Source organism: Cellulomonas fimi, from assembly GCF_028583725.1.
Taxonomy (GTDB): Bacteria; Actinomycetota; Actinomycetes; order Actinomycetales; family Cellulomonadaceae; genus Cellulomonas; species Cellulomonas fimi_B.
This window is the reverse complement of the sequence record NZ_CP110680.1, coordinates 123,389-144,077: the sequence shown is the minus strand read 5'-3', so window position 1 is coordinate 144,077 and position 20,689 is coordinate 123,389. Positions and strand designations below refer to the sequence as shown.

Below are 20,689 nucleotides of genomic sequence, written 5' to 3'. Positions count from 1 at the left end.
GGCGGTCGTCAGGACCATGCCTGCGGGATCAGCTGCGTGGCGACGACGTCGACGACGTTCTCGGTCGGGACGACCACCTCGTAGGCGGCGGCGTCGACCTTCACGAGCTGCAGCCCCTCCGCGAGGTCGGCGTTGTGCCCCGTGTAGAACGCCCGCGACACCGTGCCGCCGTTCTCCGGCGGCCACTGGTCCACGAGCCGCACCTCCAGCCCGTTCCACCGGCCGCTGACGTGCAGCTCGAACCGCGCGCCGAGCTCCGAGAGCGGCACCTCGCGCCGCCACCGGCCGTTCGCCGTGCGCGTGAAGCCCAGCTCCGCACGCGGCTCGCCGTCGAGCGCGAGCACGGCGCGGTCGTCGAGCACGTCGGCGGAGAGGTGCCCGCCGTTCCACTCGACGAGGTGCCCGACGAGCCGCGAGATCCGCGGGTCGCGCGGCGGCCCGACGGTCACGACGTCCGACGTCCAGCCGTGCCCGACGTCCACGTAGCGCCCGATCACCGTCGACGACCCGTCCCGGCCGATCCGCACCAGCTCCGAGCCCGCGGGGACGCGCGTGTGCTCGAGCCACGACAGCGGCACGACGTGATCGGCCACGGCGACGAAGCCGAGCCCGGTGAACGGCGGCCGGTCGACGAACGGACCGCCCGTCAGCTCGCGCGTCCGCTGGTCCGTGCCGCCCGTCGCGTTGAGGAACCGCATGGTCGGGCCGGCCGGGAACCGCAGCACGTCCACGTGGTCCATGTCCGGCGTGAACGGCGCGCCCGGGAAACCGAGCCCGTGCGCCTCGAAGACCGCCGCCGGCGTCGTCGCCCACGCCACGTCCTCCGCCCGCACGACGAACCCCGCGACCCGGTCGTACCCGGACTCCAGGTACGCCGCGCTCATCTGCGGGGTGACGGCCTTCTGCATGACGGTCACGAAAGACTGCTCCTTCGACTCGGGTCCAGACGCTCCGGCGAGTATGTCCCACGCGGGGCGACCCGGCCGCCCGCCATCCCCAGGCCCACCCGCCTGCGCGACCGCCGGCTCAGGCGCTCGGGCGCGTCGCCGCCCGCACGAGGTCGAGCGCCGACCGCCGGAACGCGTCACCGAGCGGGTACCGCGCGACGTCGAGCCCGGGATCCACCCCTCGGCGTGCGACCACACGCGCCGCAGCGGTCCGCGCCTCGGAGGCTCGTCCGCACGTCGTGGCCGCCGCACCCGCGTACCGGCCATCCCCGCGCCCGACGGCCCGCACCAGGCACACGGTCTTCGAGACGGCGACGAGCGACTCCGCCCGGCCACCCTTGCGCGCGGCGCGCCACTGCAGCTCGTCCCACTCGGTCGCCGGTCCCCGGTTGGTCTCGACGACGCGCTCGTGCAGGGCCGCGAGCGCCCGCTTCACGGGGTCGAGCAGCGCCACCGCGGTCTCGTCGTCGACGACGCGCGCCGCGTCCCGGACCTCCGCCGCGAGGTCGTGCAACCCGGCCGCAGCGATCCAGGTGGCCGTCGCCACGCGCAGCGTCCAGTCCAGCCGCCGGTACCCGCACGCGGTGTCCGCCGAGGGGTCCGCGGTGCGCAGCCGCGGCAGCTCGCGCACGAGCACCGCGATGCCGTCGGCGTCGGCGCTCCGGTAGACGCCCGCGACGAGGTCCCGCAGCTCGCGGTGCCCGACGCCGCCGTCGTTCACCCACGCGACGAGCTCGGGCGGCCGGGCTCCCGCCGGCAGCCGCGGTGCCGGCCCCGTCGACGGTGCCGCGCGGACCGGGGCGGTGGGGACCGGTGCCGGCCGCACCTCCTCCGCGACCAGGCTGAGCTCGTCGAGCGCCACGACCTCCGTGGACCCGTCCTCGAGCGACACGAGCGCCGTGTCCCGCTCGACGACCGCGACGCCGACGCGCCGTCCCTGCCACGACGCGGTGGTCGTGACCGTCTCCAGACCGCGGACGTCGGCGAGGGCGACGAGCCGGTCGCCGCTCAGCCCGGTTGCCGGACCGTCGCCGGGGTCGCCCGTGAGCCCGTAGCCGACGGGCAGCAGCCCTTCCAGCGGCTCCCCGCAGGGCAGCACCTCGTCGCCGACCAGGGCGTACGTCCCGACGCGCGTCGCGTCCGGCCCGGTCCCGCGCACCCAGCGCGGGCGGCACCGGAGGACCTCCCGTTCGCGTTCGCGCACGTCGGTGAGCTCGGCCGGGTCGACCACGGCCTGCCACCGGCCGCCGGACAGGTGTCGCACCCCGTCGCCCTCGGGCGCAGGCGCGCTGCCGGCGACCACCACGCCGTCCGTCCGGATCGTTTGCAGCGTCGCGTCCGCCCCCCGCCACCGGCCCCACGCCTCCACGTGGAACACCCGGTCCACCGCGAGCCGGTCGTAGCGCGTGACCGTCCGGTCGGGGTCGTCGTCGCACCGGGTCGACAACGCCCGCACCTGCGCCGAGTAGGGCGCCTCGCACGCGGACTCGACGCCGTCGACGACCACGTAGTAGCCGACCCGCACGTGACCCGTCACCACGCGAGACCCTCCGGCCGCACGGGCCACGTCACCGACAGCTCCCCGGTCGTCGACACGACGTCGCTCAGCTCGTCGACGGGCACGGTCGCCGACCAGGAGTCCCGGTCGAGCACCACGCGCGAGTCGTCCGGCGGGCGGTAGGTCTGGCTCCACAGGTGAGCCTCGTGCCCGAGGACGCGCTCGACCCGCACCTCGTGCCCCCGCCAGGTCGCGTGCGTCGTCACGCGGAACAGCCGGGTGAGCGACGTGCGCTCGACCACGCGCATCCACGTCCCGTCCACGCGCCGCTCGAAGCCACCGGGCGCCTCCGCGTCGCGGTGGACGAGCAGCTGGATCAGCGGGCCGGAGAGGAGGCTGGTCGTCGAGTGCACCACGCCGTCGAGCTCCGCGTGGCCGCCCGCCAACACCGCGATCCTGCCGCCGTCACGAGCGCTCATCGATCCCACCTCAGCCGAGCCGTGCTGCTCGAGATGCTACGACCGGTCCAGGCCCGACACCGGCCCTCACCACGGGGCGGACGACGAGGGTGCCTGCCTCACACGAGGAGCTCGTGGACGACCTCGACGGGGTCCTCGAGCTCGGCGACGGGGACGTGGCCCTGCCACTCGCTCCAGCCGCTGCGGTGGATCCTGCGGTCGTCGAGCGGGAGGCCGTCGCCGTCGTACGACCACCACGCCATGTCACCCTCGACACGGTCCACGTCGACGGTCCACCGCGACCAGCGTGCGGTCGTGCGGACGCGGTAGAGCCGGTCGATCTCGGACGGGTCCTCGACGCGCTTGATCCACAGCCCACGACGGTCCTCGGCGAACCCGTCGGGCGGCTCCTGACCGGCGGGCGCGACGAGGTTCACCGGGAGCGCGTCCGATCCCTCGGCCCGATGGGTGACGCCGTCGAGCTCTGCGTACAACCCCGCCCTCACGGTATCCACGGACCGAGCGCGCGCGTCACAGAGCCATCTCATCGACGGTCTCGACGACGTCGTCGAGCTCCTCGACGGGCGTGCGCCCCAACCACTCGAAGAGGCCGACCCGCGAGACTCTCGAGTCGTCGGCCGGCAGTCCGTCTCCGTAATACCGCCAGTGCGCGATCCCGTCCTCCACGCGGTTGACCCGTACGGTCCAGTCTCTCCATCGCGCGGTCGTCCGGACGACGTACGCGCGCTGGAACTCGCTCTTGTCCACGAGTCGAGTCCACCCTCCGTCGGGTTCGGCGGCGAAGCCGTCAGGTCGCGGCTCTTGCGCAGGTGCGAACACCAGGAAGGGGAGCTCGTTGCCGGTCGCGCGGTAGGTGGCGCCGTCGATCTCCACATACATGCCGGCCCTCACGGCGTGACCGCAGGTGGCTGGACGTGCCACTTCTTGCCGTCGAACACGGCCACGAGCTCGTTCGTGCCACCGGCCGTGACACGCCACAGCTCGGAGCCGGTCGGGATCTTGACCGACTTGGGGCCGTACGTGAGCTCAGGGCTGTACGCCTGTGCCGCTCCGCTCCACCCGTTCCCGCGGAAGGGGTTGCGCTCGCCGCCCGTGTGGGGAACGCCGGTGGCCGGATCGACATCGAGTGCGCGGGACGCCGCGAACGCCGAGTCGGGATCGTTCGTCTTGATCCAGTCGTACATCGCGGTCCGGCGCTGCAGGTCGTCGGTGATCGAGAGGATCGAACCGGGCATGGAGGTCAGCGCCTTGAGGGGCCCGTCCGGGATCCCGGGATAGACGTAGTCGGGAAGAGACGACGTCCCGGTGCCCGGCGTCCAGTCGACGTCGACGGCGTCACCCGCCATGTACCGCACCGTGAAGGCCGAGTCGTCGGCGAGCGAGTACGGCGCGCCCGGAGGCAGTGTGAAGGGACTGTTGGGGTAGTTGAGTCCCAGCTGGTGGTAGAGCTGCGCCGGTAGCGCACCGTCGACGTCGATGAGCCGCGAGACGAATCCGCCCAGGTCGTCGAGATCCGCCGGACCGCCCGCGCGAATCGTCGCGAGGTGGTCGGGGTCGAAGAACCGCGCGGCCTCGCCACCCACGATCTTGAGGGCCTGGTGAGGCGTGATCACCTTTTGGAGCAGCGTGTCCTCGTACACCTGCGGCATGCGGTCGCGGATGTCGATCAGGGCCGCCGCCTGCTTCGGAGTCAGGTCTTCGAGTCTCGTCTGGAGAAGCTCCCGGAACTTCGTCCTGTTCAGCCCGTTGTCGAGCAGAGCCTGCTCGAGCACCTCCGTGAACTTGAGCTCGGGACCGTGCGGCGAGCTGCCCGGGCCGGTCGGACCCGACGCGGGCGGCGGCGTCGAGCCGCCGCCGGTCGCGGGGTCGACGGGCGTCGCCGGGTCGTGCGGAGCACCGCCGGTCGCCGGGTCGACAGGGGTCGTCGGAGCGTGCGGTGCGCCACCCGTGGCGGGGTCGACCGGCGTCGTGGGCGGGTCGACGGGGTTCGTCGGCGGGTCGACGGGGTTCGTCGGCGGGTCGACGTGTCCCGGCGTGCCACCCGTCGGCGGGTCCGCCGGCGTCTTCGGCGGGTCGACGGGGTTCGTCGGCGGGTCGACCGGCGAGCCGGAGCCACCGGAGCCCGAGCCACCGTGGCCGGCGCCGCCGGTCCCGGTGCCCGAGCCGCCCGGCGTCGCCGGGTCGTGCGAGCCGCCGGTCGGCGCGTCGGTGCCGCCCGTGGTGCTGCCCGGGGGACGCGTGGTGCCGCCGTCGAGCAGGTCGTCGGCGCCCGAGCCGGTGCCGCCGGGGGTCGTGTCGTGCACGGGGTTGCCGTCGGTGCCGACGAGCTGGTGCTCGGGGACCTTGACGGGCTCGGGCACGTCGGCGCCCGTGGTGTCGCCCACGTCGACGCGGTCGGGGTCGCGGACGGGGATGTTCGAGCCGAGGTCGTCGCCGAGGTTGGTCGGCACGTCGTCGAGCGTCGTGCTCACGTCGGTGACGTCGATGTCGATGGCCTTGCCGAGGTCGTCGACCATCTTCATGTTGGTCAGCAGGTCGCCGAGCCTGGGCAGCGCGCCGACGCCCTTGAGGCCGAGCGAGATGGGGTCGACGAACTCGAGGACGCGCGCACCCTTGCTGAGCCACGACGACACGCGTGCGGCCTTGCCCGCGGCGCCGGCCGCCGTGGCCGCGCCCTTCGAGCCGGAGACCGCCGCACCGGCGGGGATGAAGATCGTGGCGACGTTGAAGATCGCACCGCCCGCGGCGCGCCCGGGGTCGTCCTCCCAGGTGTCCCACGCGATGAGGCCCTTGCCGAGGCCGAGCCACGCGTTGCCCGCGTTGCCCCAGGACCACTCGCCGTCGGCGTAGCCGATGAGACCGCCCATGCCGACCCACGTGGTCTTCATCGTGTCCCACGACCAGGACCAGTCCTTGATGCCGACGAGCTGGCCGAGACCCACGACGGTGCCCCACAGGCCGTCGACGACGACGCCGTCCCACACGAACCGCTTGACCTGCACGGCCGCGGACTTCGGGCAGTGGTCCTTGCGCTCGACCTCCGACCCCCACGGCATGGCCGCGTCGGTGGGCAGGGAGTCCAGGCCGTAGCCGAGCGGGTCGTCCTCGCCCGTCATCGCGTGCCACGGCTCGGCGCCGTACAGCGCGCGGATGGCGTTGGCGCAGGTGCGCTCGGCCTCCCAGAGCTTGACCTGCTCGGCGTTGACGCGGGACACGAGCGCGGTGTTCTCATCGACCAGGTCCTGGTCGTACTCCCACTCGGCGTTCGACGCGATCTTGCTGCGGAACGCGTACGCGTCGCTCTTGATCGTGGCCAGCGACGCCTTGATGGGACGGATCGCCTCCGCGTACGTCTTGAGCGCCGTCGCGACCTTCTCGACGTCGTCGCCGAACTGGCGCGACTTCGCCTCGACCGGGTCCATGACGACGAACAGCGTGCTCGCCTCGGGCGCCTCGTAGTAGCCGGACAGCCCGCGCCAGCCGTTCAGCGCGTCGGCGCCGTGCTGGCGCACGGACGCGCCCTGACCCGACAGCGCGTTCGCCGCAGCGATCACGCCGTCCGGGTCGAGGTCGGCGCCGGGGATGGCGTACGGGTTGATGCCCGAGGCGTAGCACTGGTCGGTCACGGAGTCGGCACCTGGAAGGTCGGGGCGTTCGCGCCGGTGCACGACGCCGCGGCGGACTGCTGCTGGGCTGCCATCGTCTCGTCCCCCTCGAGGTACCACCGCGTGGCCGCGGCGGCGCCCCCGACGGACGCGTTGATGCGGTTGCCGATCGACTCGAGAGTCGGCTTGTGGTGCTCGAAGAAGCCCGCGATCGCGTCACCGATGATCGGCGAGTTCCCCGCGGTCACCGCGGACTCGGCGTTGGCCGGCATGGCCTGGACGACGCTCGACAGCAGGCTCGCGACGTTCCCGACCTTGGTGAGGACCTCCTGGACCCCCGCCGGCTCGATGTGCCACCTCGTCACGGCGTCAGCCGATCGCGTCGACGGCCGCCTTGGCCTTCTTCAGCGTGTCCTGCGCCGTGGCGTCGTTCTTCTCGAGCGCGCCGCGGAGCGTGCGGATGATGGTGCGGACCTCGCCGGCGACGCGGTTCCAGCGCGCCTCCTTGGCGGCGTACTCCTCCGAGACGCCCGACGCCTGGTAGTCGGCCATGGCCGTCTTGACGTCGCGGTCGCGCGCGTCGATCAGGGCCTCGAGGCGCTGCGCGACGGCGTTGAAGTTCTCCTGCGCGGTCGTGGATGCGCCCAGGTCGAAGTCCCGACGGTCGATGCTGTTGCCGCTCATCGTTCTCCCCCTCAGCCCTTCGCCGAACCGAACCGCGCCGCGTCGAAGGCGGACCCGCCCTGCGCGGCCTGCGTCTCGTCGGCCATCTGCAGGTCGCCCTCGCCGAACGACCGGTCCATGCCGCCGATGCCCTGGAGCACCGAGGCGAGGGCGCCGTTGAGGTCGACCGCGATGCGGTCCGTCTCGCCCTTGAACTTGTCGAACGCCGCACGACCGGCGCCGTTGAACTTGCCCTGCAGCGGCTCGGCCGCCGCCGCCAGCTGACGCACCAGCGCACCGAGGTCCTCGTTCGACGACGACGTCTTCTTCGTCAGCGTCGAGAGGACGTCGGATCCCATCGCGAACTTCACATCAACCCCCTTGCGGTTCGGCGCCCCAGGGCGGGACGACCCGAGCATCCTGCCAGGAACCGGACGGGTCCGCGCTCCCCTCGTCCACAGGAACGGCCGAGAACCACACGTACGGGTGCCTCGGGCACGTGTGGCGACGAGTGCCTCATGCACCTGATTAGCACGGGCCACCGACACGACGCAGCCCGGGGCCGCCCGATTCACCCGCACCGGTCACGGGTACCGGCCGGCGAACCCGGCGCCCCCGCGTCAGTCGCGCGCGGTCAGGACGACCGTGCCCTCGGGCGTCAGCGCCACCGTGTGCTCGGCGTGCGCGGCGAGCGACCCGTCGGCCGTACGGATCGTCCAGCCGTCGTCGTCGATCACGTAGTCGTCGCCGCCCGCCATGAACCACGGCTCGATCGCCACCACGAGCCCCGCCTTCAGCCGGACGCCCGTCCCGGGCCGCCCGAGGTTCGCGACGTGCGGCTCCTCGTGCATGGTCCGCCCGACGCCGTGGCCGCCGAAGTCGGCGTTGATCCCGTAGCCGGCGTCGCGCCCGATCCGGCCGATCGCCGCGGACACGTCACCCATGCGCGCACCGACCCGCGCGGCCGCGATGCCCGCGTCGAGCGCCCGCTCGGTCGTCTCGATGAGCCGCTGCGCCTCGGGCGTCTGCGTGCCGAGCTGGAACGTGAGCGCGGAGTCGCACACCCAGCCCTGCACCTGCGCGGCGAAGTCGATGCTCAGCACGTCGCCGTCCTCGAGCACCTGCGCCGACGGCAGCCCGTGCAGGGCGGCGTCGTTGACCGACGTGCACAGCACGCCGGGGTACGGGATCGCGCCGAACGACGGGTGGTAGCCCAGGTAGACGGAGTGCGCGCCGGCGTCGTCGATCATGCGGTGCGCGTGCGCGTCGAGGTCGAGGAGCGTCATGCCGGGCCGCGCGACGTCGCGCAGGGACTGCAGGACTCCGGCGACGAACCGGCCGGCGGGACGCATCGCCTCGATCTGGGCGGGGTTCTTGAGGGCCACGGAACCACCTTGTCACGTCGCCGCAGGCCCACCGACCGCGGGCGGGCACGGGACAGCCCGTGGGCCGGACCTGGACGGTCCTGCCGCGGCGGACGAGGTCGCGGCTCCCACGGGCTGCGGTGACTGCCGGGATTCGCTCGCCGCCCCTCGCCGTGACCGGCGGGGAGCAACGGGCGGACGTGCAGTCCGTCCCGAGCTGTCGGGCGACTAGCGGACAGTCACCTCACGCGTCCTGGAATGCTTCATGTTCCGGACCACCTCCTTCCCGTGTGCTGTCGACGCTACGTCGCGTCCGCACACGCGCCAACTCTTTTCGCCGCCCGCGAAGCGGACCTCACGACGTCCAGGCTGCGAGCGTCCAGTCGTCCTCGCGCAGGACGCGCACCCCGGCGGCGCCGAACCGCCGGGACCACTCGCGCCCGGTCCGGCAGTCGAGGAACGCGGCGAAGATCTCCGCGACCAGCCGGTCGCGCACGCGGGACGACGTCACGCTCGCGTGCACCGCGGCGTTGTACATGCCGAGGAGCTCGAGGTGCTCGCGGCTGTCGGCGGGGTCGGCGGCGCCGAACACCGCGTCGAGGACGTCACGGCGGCCGGCGCGCAGCAGCCACGTGCGCGTGCGCATGGGGTGCAGGCCGGCCATGAGGGCGAGCGCGGGGACGGCGGCGTCGAGCGGCAGGACGCCCGCGCGGTCGAGCCGCTCGAACGTCCCGAGCACCGCGTCCGGGTGGTAGAGCCCGACGGCGCCGAGACCCCGCAGGCAGCAGAACCGCCAGCCCGGGTCGGCGTCGGGGCGCAGCCACTCGTCGAGGACGTCCAGCGGGGCTGCGGTCGCGGCGCACGCGAGACCGAGCGGCACGAACGCGAGGTGCCGGCCACCGAGGGGTCCGGCGGCGGCGTGCTCGTCGTGCGGGCCGGCGGTGACGAGCCGCGTCAGGCGTTCGAGGCGGGGCACCCACGACGCGGGCGTCTCGTCGGGGGCGACGACGGCGTGCGCGACGAGCAGCGCGCGCAGGGTCCGGGCGTCGGCGCCGGCCGCGAGGGTGTCGACGAGCGCGTCGGTCCCGGCGGGGTCGGCGAGGCCGTGCACCGCGACGACCAGCGCGGCGAGGACGCGGAACATCGTCGTCTCGGACGCGAGCAGCGCGCGGAGGTCGTCCGAGAGCGCGGCGACGTCCGCCTCGGGGTCCAGGCCCGCGAGGACGCGTCGGGCCGCGGGCGCCTCGGCGCGGTGCCCACCGAGCTCGACGGGACCGTCAGGCTGCCCGGGCGGGGTGAACAGCAGCAGCACGCGGCGGGCGATGCGCCGTGCCACCCCGCGCTCGACGACGAGCCGCTGCACGATCGGCCCCCACGGGCGCAGCACGCCGATCCGGTCGACCAGCACGTGCCGCCACAGCCTGCTCGTCGCGTCGACGACCTCGGAGTCCGCGCAGCCGTTGACGTAGTTCGTCACCGTCACCTGCGAGAAGAAGGTCACGAGCGGCCAGGTGCCGCGTCGGGGCGGGAAGACGCGCAGGCGCCCCACGACCGTGTCGAGGACGTCACCGATGAGGCGCTGGGGGTCCGACGTGCCGTTGGAGTACAGCGCGAACGCGGCGGCCACGGCGTGCGCGTCGGTGCTGTCCGGGTGCGTGACGACGCCCGCGTACACGTCGGCCTGCGCGGCGGCGGGCAGGAGGCACGTCGCGTGCAGGGCGATGCGCTGGAGCTCCGGGGCGGCGTGCACGGCGAGCCGGACGAGGAGGCCGGTCGCGTCGGCGGGCGCCCGCTCCGCGTAGGTGGCGAGGACGTCGAACACCGCCCCGCGCAGGAGGGGGACGTCGGAGGCCCCGAGGAACCGGACGACGCGCTCCACCGCGGCGGTGTCGTGCGCCCGCAGGTGCAGCGCGACGAGGTCGCGGTAGGGCAGCCCGAGCAGCAGCGGGTCGTGCACCGTCGCGGTGAGGGCGTCGACCCACGCGGGGTCGAGGGCGCGGTCGTCGAGCGCCTGGCGCCTGCTCGGCCCCGCCCGTCGGGGGTCCCGCCCGGCGTCGGGCGTGGCCGGGACGTCGTCCTCGGCCGGCAGCTCGCGCAGGTGCCCGGGCGCGTGGACCAGGGAGTACGCGGCGCCCACGTCGTCGGGGTGCGCGAGGTCCGTCCCGGTGAGCGCCACGGCGCCGTCGACGACCCGGCGGTGCGCGGCGGCCTCGTCGACCCGCAGCAGGTTCGGCCCGCCCGACGCGACGGTGGGCGCGCGCAGCGTCGCGACGAGCGACGAGTGCGCGAGCCGGCAGCCGTCGGCGTCGGTCACGACCAGGTCGCCGAGACCGTCGACGAGGGCCGCGACGCGCGGCAGCGTCGAGCCGAGCCAGCGCACGAGGGCCGGCAGCGGCACGGGTCCGCGCGCGACCGCGAGATGGCCGAGCAGCGGCTCGATCGTGGTGGCCCACTGGTCCCGCCACGCCGGGCCGAACGACCGCTCGAGCGTCGTGCGCAGGTGGTGCTCGGACGACGCGTCCACGTCGCGCGGGAGCACGAGGTCGGCGAGGGCGACGTCGGGTCGCGCGAGCGCCTCGTCGGCGGCGTTCCGCGCGAGGAGGAAGTTCCCGGCGGCCCGCGCGACGAGCGCGGAGATCTCGTCGTCGCCGCGCGCGGTGCCCGCGAGGCGGCGCCGCAGGTAGCCCGTGAGGTCGGCGTCGACGAGCGCGCGCCGGTGCGGGCTGCCGAGGTCGACGCGGGCGGCGCCCAGCGCGTCGAGCGCGGTCGCGACGGCGGGGTCGGTGCCCGCGACGAGGACCCGGACGCCCGGGACGGCGGCGACCCGCAGCACCGGGTCGAGGGCCTCGTGGTCGAGGCCGTCGACCAGCACGTGCACCCGGGTGCCCGGTGCGGCCTCGAGCGCGCCGCGCAACGGCTGCCCGACGAGGACCGCGAACAGCTCCTCGGGCGGCAGGTGCGCGAGGCCGTAGGGCCCTGCCGCGTCCGCGCGCCCGCGCTTCCAGCCGGGGACCGTCGTCGCGAGCTGCTCGGCGAGGGACCGGACGACGGACCGCGTGTCGACGGGCGCGCCGCTCCCGCCCGGCGGGCTGACGTGCACGGCGTCCCACCGGTCGCGCACGGACTCGAGCAGCGCGACGGGGGCGTCGGGCTCGTCCGGCGTCGTCCCTGCACCGGCCAGCCACGCGGCGAGCACCGACGTGCCCGACCCGACGTCGCCCGTGAGCAGGAGCGCCGTCGACGGGCTGTCCATCCACGCGGCGACCTCCCGCACGGCCCACCAGCGCGGCTGCAGCACGTCGGGGACCACCCCGGCAGGCACGCGGTCGCGCGGCGCGACGACGACGGCGGGCGCGTCGGGCGTCACCGTCGACGGCACGAACACGCGCGGCGACGTGCGCGTGTACAGGACGGGCGTGACCCACTCGGGTCCGCGCAGCAGCGCGCGCCGGGCGGCGGTGACGGCCTGCTCGACGAGCGCGCCCGCGGCCAGCCGCTCGTAGAGGGCCGACGCCGCGGCGTGCGCGGACCGGTCCGTCACGGGGTACTGCATCGCGACGGCGACGGGCACGCCCGCGCGGACGAGCTGGTGCGCCGACCCGGCCTTGGGCTCCTGGGTGCTGACCTCACCCGTGCTGCACCCGTTGAGCACGGCGACCCGCAGCCGCGGCGCGGCGAGCAGGTGGTCGGCGAGCGTCGCGGCGTCGAGCACGTCCGCGGTGCCGTCGTCGGCCGTGAGGGCCAGGACTCCTCCGCGCGCGTCCGCACCGCCGTGCCCGACGACGTGCAGCACGTGCCACCGGTCGTCGAGCGTGCGCCGCAGCGCGTCGAGGGTCGGCGGCTCGAGCCGGTGCAGCTCCACGCGGTCCCCGAGCGGGGCGAGCGCCTCGCGCAGCGCCTCGACCTCCCGGTCGACGTCGAGCGGCGGGAGGTCGCTGGGCGACGCGGCGACGACGAGCACGCGCAGCGTCCCCTCCAGCGGCGCGGGGTCGACGGGCGTGGAGGCGTCGGGGTACCGCACGACGAAGACGCCGTCCGTGTGCACCAGGTACGTCGAGCCGTGGAGCAGCAGCTCCCACGGCAGCGCGGCGACGTCGGGCGCGTCGTCGAGCTGGAGCCGGACCCGGACGGCCCCGCCGTCGCGGCCCGCACGGTCGCGCGCCGTGACCAGCAGGTCGCGCGCGTCGGCAGCGAACACCGCGTCGAACAGGGCACGGCCCAGCGACTCCGTGCGCTCCGCGAGCGCCCGGGCGGCGTCGGCGTCGGGACGCGTGCGCCGCCGTGCGTCGGCGAGCGCGTCGGCGAACGCGGCGAGGTCGGCGGCCGGCACGGGCGGGGCGAACGGGCGCGTGCTCGACGTGCCGTAGTCGTCGCAGGACACGACCGACCGGTACGCGTCGCCGTCGGGGACGATGCGGACGTCCACGTCGACCACGGCGCGGTCGGTCCCCGGCGGTGCGCCCGCCGGCGGGTCGTCCAGGCTCGTCGTCATCGCGTGCCCCCAGCCGCAGCCCCTGCCGCGAGCGCCGACGACGCGGTCGCGGCGTCGTGGACCGCCGTCCCCCGGTGTCGCACGACGCAGCGAGCGTACGGCCCGGACCACCGCCGATGGGGGATTCTGTCCCGATTTCGCCCGGTATCCAGGACGTCGGGAACGTCTCCTTCCCCTCAGACGAGCCACGGGCCGGTCGATGGTCCCGGTATGGTGCCGGGCGCACGTGAAGACTGGACGAGTGCCCAGGTACGTCTCGCAGAGGGCACGCAGGAGGACGACATGGACGAGCACGACAACGTCGCACCGCGCGGGTTCGCGCTGAACCTGACGCACGCGTTCACGGACCCGAACCCGTTCCTGTCCGAGGACCGCACGATCCTCGTCGGCGGGCGCGCGACGCCCATGCAGCGCGGGCTCAACACGTCACCGGAGCGGACCGAGGACTGAGCCGGGGACACCGGCGAGCACGACGAAGGCCCGGCCGCGAGGGGGAACCCTCCGCGGCCGGGCCTTCGGTGTCCCGTCAGCCCGCGAGCGCCGCGCGGACCAGGGTGGACAGCTTCTTGCCGTCGGCGCTCAGCCCGGCGCGGGCCGTCGCCTCCTTCATGACGGCACCCATGTCGCGCATGCTGCTGGCCCCGGTCTCGGCGACGACGTCGCGCACCAGAGCCGCGAGGTCGTCGTCGGACAGCTGCTGCGGGAGGTACTCCTCGACGACGTCCGCCTCGGCGTTCTCGTTCGCCGCCCGCTCGTCGGCGCCGGCCGTCGTGTAGATCTCCGCGCTCTCGCGACGCTTCTTCACCTCGCGGGCCAGCACGCGCAGCACGTCGTCCTCGGTGAGGTCCTTCTCGACGGGACCGGCCTTGGCCTCGGCGCGCACGGCGCCGACGAGCTGGCGGAGCGTGCCGGTCCGGAACGTGTCCCGGGCCTTCATGGCGGTCGTGAGGTCGGCGGTCAGACGGTCGAGGGTCGGGGTGCTCATGCCGCCATCCTCGCGCGGCCGACGGTGGCGACGCGATCCGATTCGCCGCCCCGGGATGCGGGCGCGGGCCGCGCGACCTAGCCTCGCGGAGGCTCCGCGCGCGACGACGCACGCCGCGCCCACCGCGCACGGTCGCCGTCGAACCGTCGACGAGGGGGACCGCCATGACCGTCCGACGCACCACCCGACGTCTCGCCGCAGCGCTGCTCGCCGCGGCCCTGGTCGTCGCCGCCCCGGCCGCCGCGGGCGCGCACGGAGGTGGCGGTGGCCACGGTCCCGGCGGCGGGCACGGGCACGACCGCCCGACGAGCTACCTCCTGGACCCGACCGGCCCGGCGGCCGACGACGTGTTCCCCGAGGGCGTCGCGGTGCACGGCGACGACTTCTACGTGGGCAGCACGACTGACGGCACCGTCTACCGCGGCGACCTCGACGAGCCGGCGGCGACGCCGTTCCTGCTCGGCGGGGCCGACGGGCGCACGTCCGCGGTCGGGATGAAGACCGACGGACGCACGCTCGTCGTCGCGGGCGGCGCGACGGGACGCGTCTTCGCGTACGACGTCCGGACGCGCGCGCTCGTGGGGTCGTGGCTGGTCGCGCCGACCGGTGCGCCGACGTTCGTCAACGACGTCGCGATCAGCCCGCGGGGCGACGTGTACGCGACGGACTCGCAGCGGCCGTTCCTCTACCGGATCGACGCGCGCGACCTGCGCGCCACGGCCGCCGAGCGGACGCTGCCGGTGTTCCTCGACCTCACCGGGACCGCCCTGCAGTACCAGCCGGGGTTCAACGTCAACGGGATCGCGATCTCGCAGGACGGGCGCACGGCGGTGCTCGCGCAGTCGAACACCGCGACGCTGTTCCGGGTCGGCCTGCGGGACCGCTCGGTGGCGGCGATCGACCTGGGCGGGGAGACGGTCGCGGGCGACGGGCTCGTGCTGCGGCACCGCACGCTGTGGGCCGTCGAGCGGCAGGGCGACGTCGGGTACGTCGTGCGCGTCGACCTCGACCGGTCGCTGCGGTCCGGGACCGTCGTCGGCCGCACCACCGACCCGTCGTTCGACGACCCCACGACCGCGGCGCTCGTCGGGAGGTCGCTCCTCGTCGTGAACAGCCAGTTCGGCGAGCGCGCCGCGGGCGAGGCGCCCGGGCCGTTCACGGTGTCGCGCGTGCCGGTCCCGTAGTCGCGGGGCGGGCGTCGCCGCGTCGCCGACCCTGGCGGACCCCGGACCTCCGGCCCGGCGGGGCCCTCGACGCACCGACGTACGGTGGAACGCGTGACCGAGATCCTCCCCGTCGACCCAGACCGTCCCGTCCCCGACGCCGCCGAGGTCCGCGCGCTCATGACGGACCTGCGCCGGCTCGTGCTCACGTACAAGTTCGGGATCGACGAGGTCATGACGAAGCTCTCGATCCTGCGCGAGGACTTCAGGCACATGCGCGACTACAACCCCGTCGAGCACGTCGGGTCGCGCCTGAAGTCGTTCGAGTCGATCCTCGCGAAGTGCCGCCGCAAGGGCATCCCGCTGACGCCCGACGCGATCCGCGAGCAGATGTTCGACGTCGCGGGCGTGCGTGTGACCTGCTCGTTCGTGTCCGACATCTACCGCGTGCGCGACATGCTCGTCGGGCAGGCCGACCTCACGCTGCTGGAGGAGCGCGACTACATCGCCCACCCGAAGCCCAACGGCTACAAGTCGCTGCACCTGATCCTGCAGGTGCCCGTCTTCCTGTCCGACCGGGTCGAGGACGTGATCGTCGAGGTGCAGCTGCGCACGATCGCCATGGACTTCTGGGCGAGCCTGGAGCACAAGATCTTCTACAAGTACCACCGGCAGGTCCCGCCGCACCTGCTCGACTCGTTGCGGCTCGCCGCCGAGGTCGCGTCGACCCTGGACGCGTCGATGGAGCGGATCCACGACGAGGTCAAGGCCCTCGCGGACGACGGCGACCCGGGCACGGCGGACGTCGACCCGCTCAGCCCGGAGGAGGCGTTGCTGCGCGGGTTCTGGCGCACGGCCGAGGCGGCGGAGGCGGACCGGCCGCGGTTCGACGGCTGACGCGTCCTCGCCGGCACCTCGCCCCGGCCGTGCCCGACGCGTCAGGGCAGGCGCGTGCCCTCGGGGACGTCGATGCGGTCGTACGCGAGGACGTGGGGGGTGCCGACGCGGCTCGCGTGGAACAGCACCTCGGCGTTCTCCTCGACCGCGACGGCGACCTTGAACGCGAGCTTGAGCGAGACGCCGACGGCGAGCAGGCCGTGGTTGGCCCAGACGACCGCGTTGACGTCGTCGCCCATGAGGTCGGCGCTGCGCTCCCCGAAGGCGGCGCACGTCGAGAACTCGAACGGCATGACGGGGACCGGGCCCTTGGCGTACAGGACCATGTTGAGCAGGACGGGGTCGATCGTCCGGCCGAGCGCGCCGAGGACGTTCACGAACGTCGACTCGGTGTGCACGATCGCCTGGACGTCGGGGCGGCGGCGGTAGTGCGCCAGGTGCACGGGCAGCTCGGTCGACGGCAGCAGGTCGCCCTCGACCACGGTGCCGTCGAGGTCGACGACGAGCATGTCGTCGGGGTGCATCGCGTCGTAGCGGACGTCGGACGGCGTGATGACGACGCCCTCGAAGCCGTCGTCGCCGTGCACGCGGACGCTGATGTTGCCCTGGGTGTTGAAGTTGAGGCCCGTCCGCACGGACTCGCGGCAGTAGTACAGGATCTCCTCGCGCAGCGCCTGGCTGGCGCGTGACCGCGTCCCCGTGCCGGTGCCGGTCATCGTCTCGCCCTCTCGTCGACGGTCTGAATCCTTTCAACGCGACTCTCCCAGCCGCGGGTCACCCGACCGCGGGACGAATGTCCCGTTCCGCCACGCGAACCCCGTCGCGTGCGCTAGAAACGCCGCCATGCCCCCGCTCGCGCTCGCGACACCACCCGCACCCGACCCCGGCTTCCCTCCCGGAGCGGTCGGGCTCGTGGTCGTGTTCGTGCTGGTCGCGATCGCGATCCTGCTGCTCCCGCGGCGCAGCGGCGGCTCCCGCTCGACCGGTCGCCCGTGGTCCGGCGGCGACGCGGGCGGGCACGGCGACCACGGGGGCGGCTGGGACGGCGGCGGCGGGTTCGACGGGGGCGGCGGCTCCGACGGAGGCGGCGGGGGCGACTAGCGGTCGCCGGTCACTGACGCGTCAGGCGGCAGGTCCGCCTCGGCGTACGCGACGACGCGCGGCGGGCCGTCCAGGTGCGTACGCCACTCGGCGAGCAGCGCGCGCATCGTCGGGTCCTGCTCGACGCGGACCTGGTCGGCGTCGTACGTCGCGCGGTCGGCGTACTCCATGATCTCGACGAACGCCGCGGGGTCGTCGAGCGCCCACTGCAACCGCGTGCGGATGCCACCGGGCTCCTCGTACACCGGGCGCGCGCGCACGAGGAACGCCTCCAGGTCGGCGCGCGTCGTCCGGAGCCGGCCGTGCAGGTAGAGGGTGATCACGGCGCCATCGTGGCGTGGCGGCCGGGCGCCGGCCAGGGACCTCCGGTCGTGCGGCGACGGGTCGTCGGGAGCCGGTCGGGCACGTCGGCCCGAGTTCTCTCACGACCCCCCGGCGCCGTGTGAGGTTGCGTGGGCCCAAGGGCCCGTCGCGAGGCCCGGACGTGCACGGATGCTGGGCGCAGCACCGTTCGTCCCCCGTCAGGAGTCCACTCCGATGCGCACCACCCCTCCGCCCGCACTCGGCCGGGTCGTCGTCGTCGGCGCCGGCATGGTCGCCCACCGCCTCGTCGCCGGCCTGCTCGACCGGGCGCCCGGGGACGGCTGGCACGTCACCGTCGTCGGCGACGAGCCGTGGGTGCCGTACGACCGCGTCCACCTGTCCGAGCTGCTGACGGCGGACCGCACGCCCGCGGACCTCGCGCTCGAGCCGGGCGTGTGGGAGGACCCGCGCACGACGCTGATCACCGGCGACGCCGTCGACAAGCTCGACCGCGACGCGCAGACCGTCACGACCCGCTCCGGCGTGGTCCTGCCGTACGACCAGCTCGTGCTCGCGACGGGCTCGTGGGCGTGGACGCCTCGCACCGAGGGCACGGACCTGCCGGGCGTGTTCCGGTACCGGACGCTGACCGACCTCGACGAGCTGCGCGAGTGGGTCGCCGACCGGTCCGCGGTGCTCGGCCGGCCGCTGCGCGGCGCGGTCGTCGGCGGTGGCGTGCTCGGCCTGGAGGCCGCGGCGGCGCTGCAGCACCTCGGCGCGAGCGCGACGGTCGTCGAGTTCGCCGACCACCTGATGAACGTGCAGCTCGACGCGGGCGGCGGCGAGGCGCTGCGGGTCCTCGTCGACGGGCTCGGGATCGACGTCCGGACCACGACCGGCTGCACCGGGCTCGCGGCGGGCGACGACGGTGCCGTCGCGACCATGCGGCTGTCCGGCGACGACGAGATCCCCGCCGACGTCGTCGTCTTCTCGACAGGCGTGCGGCCGCGCGACCGGCTCGCACGCGAGTCCGGCCTCGCGATCGGCGAGCGCGGCGGCGTCGTCATCGGCGCGTCGTGCCGCACGTCCGACCCGGCGATCTGGGCGATCGGTGAGTGCGCGTCGTTCGAGAACGAGTGCACGGGGCTCGTCGCACCGGGCAACGCGATGGCTGACGTCGTCGTCGACCGGCTGCTCGGCGGCCCGCGCCTCTACACGCCCGCTCCCGAGGGCACGAAGCTCAAGGGCGTCGGGATCGACGCGGCGTCGTTCGGCGACGTCAACGCGCTGACCCCGGGTGCGCTGGAGGTCACGTTCACCGACCCGGTCGCGAAGACCTACCGCAAGCTCGTCGTGTCCGACGACGCCCGCACGCTGCTCGGCGGCGTGTTCGTCGGGGACGCGGCCCTCTACCCGCAGCTGCGCCCGATGCTCGGCCGCCCGCTCGGCGCGGACCCGTCCGCGTTCCTCGCGCCCGAGGGGGGTGCGCCCGACACCGGCGCCGACCTGCCCGACGACGTCGTCGTCTGCTCGTGCACCAACGTCACCGCCGGGACCGTCCGCGAGGCCGTCACCGCGCACGGCTGCACGACGGTCGGCGAGGTCAAGGCGTGCACCAAGGCCGGCACCGTCTGCGGCTCGTGCGTCCCCGTCGTCACCAAGATCGTCAACGCCCAGCTCGAGGCGTCGGGCATCGAGGTGTCGCGCGCCATGTGCGAGCACTTCGCGATGCCCCGTGCCGAGCTGTACGCGCTGGTCGCCGCCGGCGAGGCCCGCACGTTCACCGAGATCGTCGCGGCGCACGGCACCGGCCGCGGGTGCGCCGTCTGCAAGCCCGTCGTCGCGTCGATCCTGTCCTCGCTGCGCGCCGGGCACGTGCTGGAGCGCGAGCACGCCGGGCTGCAGGACACCAACGACCACGTCATGGCGAACCTGCAGAAGGACGGCACCTACTCCGTCATCCCGCGGGTGCCGGGCGGCGAGATCACGCCGGAGAAGCTCGTGGCCCTCGGCGAGGTGGCGGCGGAGTTCGGCCTCTACACGCGCATCACCGGCGCGCAGCGGATCGGCATGTTCGGCGCGCGCATCGACCAGCTCCCCGCGATCTGGCAGCGGCTCATCGACGCCGGGTTCGAGTCCGGGCAGGCGTACGGCAAGTCGCTGCGCGCCGTGAAGTCGTGCGTGGGGTCGGCGTGGTGCCGGTTCGGCGTCCGCGACTCCGTGAGCATGGGCATCCTGCTGGAGAACCGCTACCGGGGCCTGCGGACGCCGCACAAGTTCAAGGTCGGCGTCTCCGGATGCGCGCGCGAGTGCGCCGAGGCGCGCGGCAAGGACGTCGGCGTCATCGCGACCGCGGGCGGCTGGAACGTCTACGTCGGCGGCAACGGCGGCGCGAACCCGCGGCACGCCGACCTGCTCGCCGAGGACCTCACCGACGACGGGCTCGTCGCCGTCATCGACCGCTTCCTCGCGCTGTACGTCCGCCGCGGCGACCGGCTGCAGCGGACCGCGCCGTTCGTCGCCGAGTACCCGGGCGGCATCGAGGCGCTGCGGGCCGTCCTGGTCGACGACAGCGAGGGCATCGCCGCCGACCTCGAGGCCGACATCGCCGCGCACGTCGACGACTACCGCGACGAGTGGGCCGCCGCCCTGGAGGACCCCGACAAGCTCGACCGGTTCACCGCGTTCGTCAACGCACCCGGCTCGCACGACCCCGACCTCGCGTACACGCCGCTGCGGGGGCAGGTCCGCCCCGCCGAGCCCGGCGAGGTCGCGCACCACGACCCGCGCGTCGCGCGCACGCTCACCCTGGAGGTGACCCGGTGACCACCACGACGACTGTCAGCACCGACGTCTGCGGCCTCGACGCCCTCGTCCCCGAGCGCGGGGCAGCCGCCCTCGTCGACGGCGTGCAGGTCGCCCTGTTCCGCCTCGCCGACGACACCGTCCTCGCCGTGCAGAACCGCGACCCCTTCGCGGGGGCGAACGTCGTCGCGCGCGGGATCGTCGGGTCCGTCGGCGACACCCCCACGGTGACGTCGCCCATGCACAAGCAGGTGTGGGACCTGCGCACGGGCGAGTGCCTGGACACCGGCGGCAAGACGCCGCGGGACGACGTCGTTGACCTGGCGACCTGGACGGCCGACGTGGTCGCCGGCCGGGTTCTCGTCCGCCGCACCTGAGACGCCGGCC

At 74.4% G+C, this 20,689-nt stretch carries 20 protein-coding genes; 6 read left to right on the top strand and 14 right to left on the bottom strand.

Annotation, left to right across the window (positions count from 1 at the left end; translation table 11 throughout):
* Positions 1-8 precede the first annotated feature (8 nt).
* From OOT42_RS00635 to OOT42_RS00585, 11 genes are all read right to left on the bottom strand, one after another.
* On the bottom strand, positions 9-908 hold the full coding sequence (locus OOT42_RS00635) for a hypothetical protein (protein WP_423776025.1): 900 nt from the start codon (positions 906-908) through the stop codon (positions 9-11).
* A 118-nt stretch (positions 909-1,026) separates the two neighbouring features.
* A complete protein-coding gene (locus OOT42_RS00630; RefSeq protein WP_273653047.1) occupies positions 1,027-2,484 on the bottom strand; it encodes a hypothetical protein in 1,458 nt (485 codons plus the stop codon).
* Positions 2,481-2,924 (bottom strand): hypothetical protein, encoded by a 444-nt coding sequence (locus OOT42_RS00625; protein ID WP_273653046.1) that lies wholly within the window; start codon positions 2,922-2,924, stop codon positions 2,481-2,483. The genes OOT42_RS00630 and OOT42_RS00625 overlap by 4 nt, the downstream gene beginning before the upstream one ends.
* 98 nt (positions 2,925-3,022) lie before the next feature.
* The gene (locus OOT42_RS00620; RefSeq protein WP_273653045.1) at positions 3,023-3,397 is read right to left on the bottom strand and encodes a hypothetical protein; all 375 of its coding nucleotides are present in this window, start codon (positions 3,395-3,397) and stop codon (positions 3,023-3,025) included.
* 37 nt (positions 3,398-3,434) lie between these two features.
* Positions 3,435-3,815 (bottom strand): hypothetical protein, encoded by a 381-nt coding sequence (locus tag OOT42_RS00615; protein WP_273653044.1) that lies wholly within the window; start codon positions 3,813-3,815, stop codon positions 3,435-3,437.
* The gene (locus OOT42_RS00610) at positions 3,812-6,550 is read right to left on the bottom strand and encodes a hypothetical protein (RefSeq protein ID WP_273653043.1); all 2,739 of its coding nucleotides are present in this window, start codon (positions 6,548-6,550) and stop codon (positions 3,812-3,814) included. Before OOT42_RS00610 ends, OOT42_RS00615 begins: the two co-directional genes overlap by 4 nt.
* On the bottom strand, positions 6,547-6,894 hold the full coding sequence (locus tag OOT42_RS00605) for a DUF6507 family protein (RefSeq protein ID WP_273653042.1): 348 nt from the start codon (positions 6,892-6,894) through the stop codon (positions 6,547-6,549). Before OOT42_RS00605 ends, OOT42_RS00610 begins: the two co-directional genes overlap by 4 nt.
* A gap of 4 nt (positions 6,895-6,898) precedes the next feature.
* The gene (locus OOT42_RS00600) at positions 6,899-7,213 is read right to left on the bottom strand and encodes a pore-forming ESAT-6 family protein (protein WP_162353470.1); all 315 of its coding nucleotides are present in this window, start codon (positions 7,211-7,213) and stop codon (positions 6,899-6,901) included.
* 11 nt (positions 7,214-7,224) lie between these two features.
* Positions 7,225-7,551 (bottom strand): hypothetical protein, encoded by a 327-nt coding sequence (locus tag OOT42_RS00595; RefSeq protein WP_200829780.1) that lies wholly within the window; start codon positions 7,549-7,551, stop codon positions 7,225-7,227.
* Between the two features lie 261 nt (positions 7,552-7,812).
* Complete coding sequence (gene map, locus OOT42_RS00590; RefSeq protein WP_273653041.1) at positions 7,813-8,577, bottom strand: type I methionyl aminopeptidase; 765 nt, start codon at positions 8,575-8,577, stop codon at positions 7,813-7,815.
* A 334-nt stretch (positions 8,578-8,911) separates the two neighbouring features.
* The gene (locus OOT42_RS00585) at positions 8,912-13,048 is read right to left on the bottom strand and encodes a CHAT domain-containing protein (protein ID WP_273653040.1); all 4,137 of its coding nucleotides are present in this window, start codon (positions 13,046-13,048) and stop codon (positions 8,912-8,914) included.
* 282 nt (positions 13,049-13,330) lie between these two features.
* Between OOT42_RS00585 and OOT42_RS00580 the strand changes: the two genes are divergently transcribed.
* Complete coding sequence (locus tag OOT42_RS00580; RefSeq protein WP_273653039.1) at positions 13,331-13,498, top strand: hypothetical protein; 168 nt, start codon at positions 13,331-13,333, stop codon at positions 13,496-13,498.
* 76 nt (positions 13,499-13,574) lie between these two features.
* Here the strand turns inward: OOT42_RS00580 and OOT42_RS00575 are convergent, their stop codons facing one another.
* A complete protein-coding gene (locus tag OOT42_RS00575) occupies positions 13,575-14,033 on the bottom strand; it encodes a GatB/YqeY domain-containing protein (RefSeq protein ID WP_273653038.1) in 459 nt (152 codons plus the stop codon).
* A gap of 164 nt (positions 14,034-14,197) precedes the next feature.
* On the opposite strand from OOT42_RS00575, the gene OOT42_RS00570 reads away from it, so the two are divergent.
* Entirely contained in the window at positions 14,198-15,217 is a 1,020-nt protein-coding gene (locus tag OOT42_RS00570) for an SMP-30/gluconolactonase/LRE family protein (protein WP_273653037.1), read from the top strand.
* A gap of 159 nt (positions 15,218-15,376) precedes the next feature.
* Positions 15,377-16,093, top strand: a complete 717-nt coding sequence (locus OOT42_RS00565) for a GTP pyrophosphokinase (protein WP_273654893.1) — start codon at positions 15,377-15,379, stop codon at positions 16,091-16,093.
* A gap of 41 nt (positions 16,094-16,134) precedes the next feature.
* On the opposite strand, the gene OOT42_RS00560 is transcribed toward OOT42_RS00565, so the two are convergent.
* Entirely contained in the window at positions 16,135-16,809 is a 675-nt protein-coding gene (locus OOT42_RS00560) for a class II aldolase/adducin family protein (RefSeq protein WP_273653036.1), read from the bottom strand.
* A gap of 127 nt (positions 16,810-16,936) precedes the next feature.
* Between OOT42_RS00560 and OOT42_RS00555 the strand changes: the two genes are divergently transcribed.
* A complete protein-coding gene (locus OOT42_RS00555; RefSeq protein ID WP_273653035.1) occupies positions 16,937-17,194 on the top strand; it encodes a hypothetical protein in 258 nt (85 codons plus the stop codon).
* Here OOT42_RS00555 and OOT42_RS00550 read toward each other — a convergent pair.
* Entirely contained in the window at positions 17,191-17,517 is a 327-nt protein-coding gene (locus OOT42_RS00550; protein WP_273653034.1) for a hypothetical protein, read from the bottom strand. The two genes, OOT42_RS00555 and OOT42_RS00550, sit on opposite strands and share 4 nt — an antisense overlap.
* A gap of 214 nt (positions 17,518-17,731) precedes the next feature.
* On the opposite strand from OOT42_RS00550, the gene nirB reads away from it, so the two are divergent.
* Positions 17,732-20,323: a nitrite reductase large subunit NirB gene (gene nirB / locus OOT42_RS00545; RefSeq protein WP_273653033.1), complete on the top strand. Its 2,592-nt coding sequence runs from the start codon at positions 17,732-17,734 to the stop codon at positions 20,321-20,323.
* On the top strand, positions 20,320-20,679 hold the full coding sequence (nirD, locus tag OOT42_RS00540; protein ID WP_273653032.1) for a nitrite reductase small subunit NirD: 360 nt from the start codon (positions 20,320-20,322) through the stop codon (positions 20,677-20,679). Before nirB ends, nirD begins: the two co-directional genes overlap by 4 nt.
* Positions 20,680-20,689: the final 10 nt, after the last annotated feature.